The sequence below is a fragment of the Paenimyroides marinum genome (assembly GCF_900108395.1).
Taxonomy (GTDB): Bacteria; Bacteroidota; Bacteroidia; order Flavobacteriales; family Flavobacteriaceae; genus Flavobacterium; species Flavobacterium marinum.
In genome coordinates, this window is the sequence record NZ_FNXE01000076.1 from 1 (window position 1) to 5,040 (window position 5,040).

The following is a 5,040-nucleotide window of genomic DNA, read 5'->3' on the forward strand; positions in this document are numbered from 1 at the left end:
TATGCTTGTAGACAAGCATATCAAATTTATCTTTTGGAATAAAATTGATGATTTGTTTGAAAATCGGCTGACCGACTAATTTCTTTTCTGTATCTTTATTGCTCATATTTTTGATTTGTCGTAAAACCAAAATATGAAAAAAGGAGCTAACCACAATGGGAAGCTCCTTAATTTTGAAAAGTTAGTCGGTTAGTAGTGAAAATGAATGAGTAAATTATGCAAAAAATTTTGAGAAACCAAACCGCAATTTCTGTCCAAATATCAGACCATACGCCTAATTTCTGTATTAGCATCTCGTAAGAAAGCAGTTTTGACTTTTTCTTTCATCCTCTTTTTATGTTCGGCCATTGTACTACAAATCGTTATATCCGATCACAACCACATCGGGTTGTTCCTCTAAAATATCGACAATCCATTTCTGGTGTGCAGAACCCGCAGCAACCAAGACACGCTTTACCTTTTTCTCACGTGCCTGCTTTAATATATTTGCTGCCATACCCTCATTACGCAATTGCCAGTACTTTATCATTTCGCGTACTTCTTTTTCCGGATAATTTTTTGAAAAATCAAACAGTTTTTCACCCCCATAGAAATTAACCAAGTCACTTTCTTCCGCATTAAATGAAGAATTCAGGTACCTGTATCCGTACAGACCAAGGCTATCTGATTCTGAATAGATCCTGTTTTTTTCATCTCTAATTTTCTTTACGATTTTGGCTTCTTCAGAAGTATCGTCCATTTCTGCAATACGGTTAATAAAATGCATGCAGTATGCCACGATACGCCATGCCTGCGTCCATTTCGTGTCATATACCTGACAGTCTGCCGGGTAGATACCTGAAATGTTCAACCGGTACATTAACGGAAAAATTATTGCGTTGTATTCGCTTGTATTTTGATACAGGTTGTGCTGTACCAGCTTTTCCGTTCCGCCTAACATGGTTTTGTAGGCAGCTGCTTCCTCTTTGTTGAAATGAACCTTTTTTAGCTTTTCAAGAACATATATCTGGTATTTTGCATTACCTAAGTCATAACTATTTAACAGTTGCACAGCCAGATCTATACGCGAGCGATGCAGGTTGGGAAACGCTACCAGGCGGGCGGCAGCTTTTTCCATTTTTTTCTTATTTGGTTTAACGGCAGCATTCAGATGCTGATAATAATAAAAAGTGCTGTCGTTCACCTTTCTTCGATAACTGTCGGGTTCAAGGGAAACATACTCCTGAGGAGAAACAAATTCACCCATTACCATATCAGGATTAAAATCTGTTAATTTATCAATCACCTCTTTATACTCTAACGAATCTTTTTCTTCATTGTAATGAGAAGTCCCGAGTACCAAAATCTGAATCTTTTCCTGGGCTGACGTGGATGCTGAAAAAATTATTGCAAAACAAAAAGAAGTTATAACCTTTAATGTGTTCATACCAAATTCCATTAAATTTGAAAACAAAATTAGGGTTACGATCCCATTTATAAATTTTATTATCCCAATCCCTTTATTTTTTATGCCAAACAGAAAAAACAATTCCTTGTAAAAGCATTTAGACAGAATATTTTAAAAAAACTACCTTCTTTTTTATATTTGTTGAATGAGCAGATCAAAAATCATCACTATCCATATATTGTGTTGGAGCCTTTTTTTAGCCTACACCTACTTTTTCTGGTTGAAAGAAGTACCTGACAGGCAAACTTTCTGGCTCAACGTTTCGATCAACTTTGCAAAAATTTCCACCTTTTATTATTGCTACAGCTTTATATATCCAAAATTCTCCACAAACAGAAACAAATTTTTCCTCACAGGCGGCATCTTGTCAGCCTGTATATTTTTTGCATTGTGCCGCTACAGTTGGGAAGAACTGCTGTACCCGGCATGGCTGGGTTTTAGAAACTACGACGAAGGGATATCGTTACCCTATTATGTATTTGACAACTTATACTATGCCATCCCTTATATTGTACTGGCGGCAGCGGTATTTTTTCTGCACAGGCATTTTATACTCGAGCGGATAAACCTGCAGCTTAAAGAAGAAGCCGGCAAAGCCGAACTTGCGTTTTTGCGCTCCCAGATTAACCCACATTTTCTGTATAACTCGTTAAACTACATGTATTCGCTGGCACTGCCTAAATCGCAGGAACTTGCCGATGCACTGGTAAACCTTGCCGGTTTGATGCGTTACACCCTAAAAGAGAACAAAGACGGATTGGTACAACTGGAAGATGAAATAACGTATATTAAAGATTACATTTCGTTGTTCAGCATGCGTTTTTCACCACAGTTTTATGTCAATTTTAAAACAGATACCCAAGGCAGCAACCCACGGATAGCCCCGCTGATACTGATAGCTTTTGTAGAAAACGCACTAAAGCATGGGATCGTGGAACTTCCGGAACATCCTGTTGACATTGTCCTTTGCATCCGGGAAAACCAACTTGAATTCTCCGTTTTCAACAAAAAAAGTAAAAAAATAAAAGACCGGTCCGGCGGTATAGGGTTGGTAAATGTACAACGACGGCTGAATCTGATTTATAAAGAACGTTACCGGCTGGATATCAAGGAAGATCAAAAAGATTTTCGTATTTTGCTGCAGATAACCTTATAGCCCTACGAGTTATGTACAGATGTTTTGTTCTGGATGATGAAAAATATGCTGCCGATATCATTGTATCTTTTATTGAAAAGGTACCTTTTCTTACTCTTGTTGAAGCATCAAACAATGTATTCTCTGCAATTGACAGAATAAACCGCGGCGAGGTGGACCTGCTTTTTCTTGATGTCCAGATGCCGGATTTAAACGGTATTGAGGTACTTAAGGTTATAAGCAACCGCTGTAGGGTTATCCTTACCACGGCATATCCCGATTACGCACTGGAAGGCTTTGAGTTTGATGTGACCGACTACCTAATGAAACCCATTGCTTTTGACCGTTTTTTGCGGGCTGTTGAAAAAGTCCGACGCCAGGAGAAGTTACAGCCAATACAGACGGCTCATCAACCCGATACATTTTTGATGTTGAAAGGAGATCGAAAGCACAAGTACCATAAAATTTTTCTGGATAACATTTATTATATAGAAAGCCTGCGTAATTATGCGAAATTTGTAACAAACAATGGAACTGTCGTCTGTTATCAGAATTTGGTAGCACTATCTGAATTGTTGCCTTACCCGCAATTTATGCGTATTCACCGTTCCTTTATCATTTCCAATAAACATCTGAGTACCGTTGAAGGAAATACGGTAAAACTGGCGGATACCCTGATCCCTATAGGAGAAAGTTATAAAAAGGCGTTCTTTGAATATTTGAACAAAGGCGTTATAAAATGAGGTAAAACCGATACGCAACCATATTTGAGTTTCTGGTGTAACAGTAAGATTTCCCAATTGTTCCAGAAATGATGGAACTCCTCGCCGACTCTGCGCAGCGAAAACAAGCCTTTTGACGAATATGAAAAAAATCGTTATATTTTTCGTCATAAGAAATAATCCGTATAATATGAATACTTATATTTGAAATTGAAGTTTATAATGATGAAGATTTTATCCTGGCAATCTGGTGGTATATAAAAAACAAGTTAGAAATAAGCAAATATAAATTATCCAATGGAAGAAATTCGAAAATATTTCGACACCATCATTCAGCAAAGCGATGAGGAATGGCGTTTTTTCTCCTCCAAGCTCGTCCGACAGGAATTCCCAAAAAAAACGCTGCTTTTAAAAAGCGGAGATACAGAAAACTATCTCTCATTCATTGAAAAAGGAATTGTCCGTTTTTTTGTTCCACGAGAAGAAAATGACCTGACTTTTGATTTCGCTTTTGAAAATGATTTTGTGAGTGCCTATGATTCTTTTCTTGCCCAAATACCTTCAACCTACAATGTGGAAACACTTTCGGAAACCATTATCTGGCGGATGAGTTATAATGACCTTCAAAAAATTTATGCCGAAACGTCCGTTGGAAACAAGATTGGAAGATATGCCAGCGAAGCACTGTATAGGGAAAAATCCAGAAGAGAACTCTCTTTGCTAACCGACACCGCAGAACAACGGTACCTGAAATTATTCACGGAACAACCGAAATTAATACAGAAAATTCCCTTAAAATATATTGCTTCCTACATTGGGATTACACCGCAGGCGTTAAGCAGAATACGCCGCCGTATTTATTAACCCTGATTCATTGTTTGCCCTAACAGTTTCTCCGACCTTTGTAAAAAAAGAATATGCCAGAATTTATTTTGCTTAGTGTTTTCCTTATCTCCCTCACAGCTTTGAAAGTTATGTATAAGGAATATAAATTTGCCTTGTCGGGCAGAATTGCCCTGGCGGCAATGTTTATAACCACGGGAATTGCACATTTTGTTTTCGTGAAAGGAATGTCTCTTATGCTGCCTGATTTTATACCTTATAAGTTTACACTGGTTTACTTTACGGGAGTGATTGAGCTGATAGCAGCGGTTGGAATATTAGTACCAAAATACAGAAAAACAACCGGTTGGCTACTCATTCTGTTTTTAGTGTTAATAATTCCATCTAACATTTATGCCACCATAAAACATGTTAACCTTGAGGATGCAACATTTGATGGTGCCGGTCCCGACTATCTATGGTACAGAATCCCTTTACAAATCTTTTTTATCGGTTGGGTTTATTTCTCGTGTATAAAACCAGTCCCAAACAGAAAATGAAATTGAAGAGATTATGAAAACAGAATCTAAAAACAACAGTTGGGTTACAAGAAAGCCCGGCAAAATCTAAAAGGTTTTGACCTTAAATATTTTCATAAAACCCTCTTTTACAAAGCTTTAAATATATAAATTTATCTAATGATCTCTATTAATTTTCACTACTAACCGACTAACTTTTCAAAATTAAGGAGCTTCCCATTGTGGTTAGCTCCTTTTTTCATATTTTGGTTTTACGACAAATCAAAAATATGAGCAATAAAGATACAGAAAAGAAATTAGTCGGTCAGCCGATTTTCAAACAAATCATCAATTTTATTCCAAAAGATAAATTTGATATGCTTGTCTACAAGCATA

Annotated in this window: 5 protein-coding genes; 4 read left to right on the forward strand and 1 reads right to left on the reverse strand. The window is 37.1% G+C overall.

Annotated elements, in window-relative coordinates; genetic code table 11:
• Positions 1 to 352: 352 nt before the first annotated feature.
• Positions 353 to 1,426 (reverse strand): DUF5694 domain-containing protein, encoded by a 1,074-nt coding sequence (locus BLW20_RS14225; protein WP_143037826.1) that lies wholly within the window; start codon positions 1,424 to 1,426, stop codon positions 353 to 355.
• A gap of 166 nt (positions 1,427 to 1,592) precedes the next feature.
• Between BLW20_RS14225 and BLW20_RS14230 the strand changes: the two genes are divergently transcribed.
• The 4 genes from BLW20_RS14230 (at position 1,593) to BLW20_RS14245 (ending at position 4,686) form a co-directional block, all read left to right on the forward strand.
• Positions 1,593 to 2,603: a sensor histidine kinase gene (locus BLW20_RS14230; protein ID WP_091102848.1), complete on the forward strand. Its 1,011-nt coding sequence runs from the start codon at positions 1,593 to 1,595 to the stop codon at positions 2,601 to 2,603.
• Between the two features lie 11 nt (positions 2,604 to 2,614).
• Positions 2,615 to 3,325, forward strand: coding sequence for a LytR/AlgR family response regulator transcription factor (locus tag BLW20_RS14235; RefSeq protein WP_091102852.1), 711 nt, complete (start codon positions 2,615 to 2,617; stop codon positions 3,323 to 3,325).
• A 276-nt stretch (positions 3,326 to 3,601) separates the two neighbouring features.
• The gene (locus BLW20_RS14240; protein WP_091102856.1) at positions 3,602 to 4,168 is read left to right on the forward strand and encodes a Crp/Fnr family transcriptional regulator; all 567 of its coding nucleotides are present in this window, start codon (positions 3,602 to 3,604) and stop codon (positions 4,166 to 4,168) included.
• Positions 4,169 to 4,278: 110 nt separating this feature from the next.
• Entirely contained in the window at positions 4,279 to 4,686 is a 408-nt protein-coding gene (locus tag BLW20_RS14245; protein WP_245725346.1) for a DoxX family protein, read from the forward strand.
• Positions 4,687 to 5,040: the final 354 nt, after the last annotated feature.

Coding starts and splice junctions, on each gene's coding strand:
- BLW20_RS14240 (WP_091102856.1), top strand. CDS start 3,602: ATGGAAGAAATTCGAAAATATTTCGACACCATCATTCAGCAAAGCGAT.
- BLW20_RS14245 (WP_245725346.1), top strand. CDS start 4,279: ATGTATAAGGAATATAAATTTGCCTTGTCGGGCAGAATTGCCCTGGCG.
- BLW20_RS14235 (WP_091102852.1), top strand. CDS start 2,615: ATGTACAGATGTTTTGTTCTGGATGATGAAAAATATGCTGCCGATATC.
- BLW20_RS14230 (WP_091102848.1), top strand. CDS start 1,593: ATGAGCAGATCAAAAATCATCACTATCCATATATTGTGTTGGAGCCTT.
- BLW20_RS14225 (WP_143037826.1), bottom strand. CDS start 1,426: ATGAACACATTAAAGGTTATAACTTCTTTTTGTTTTGCAATAATTTTT.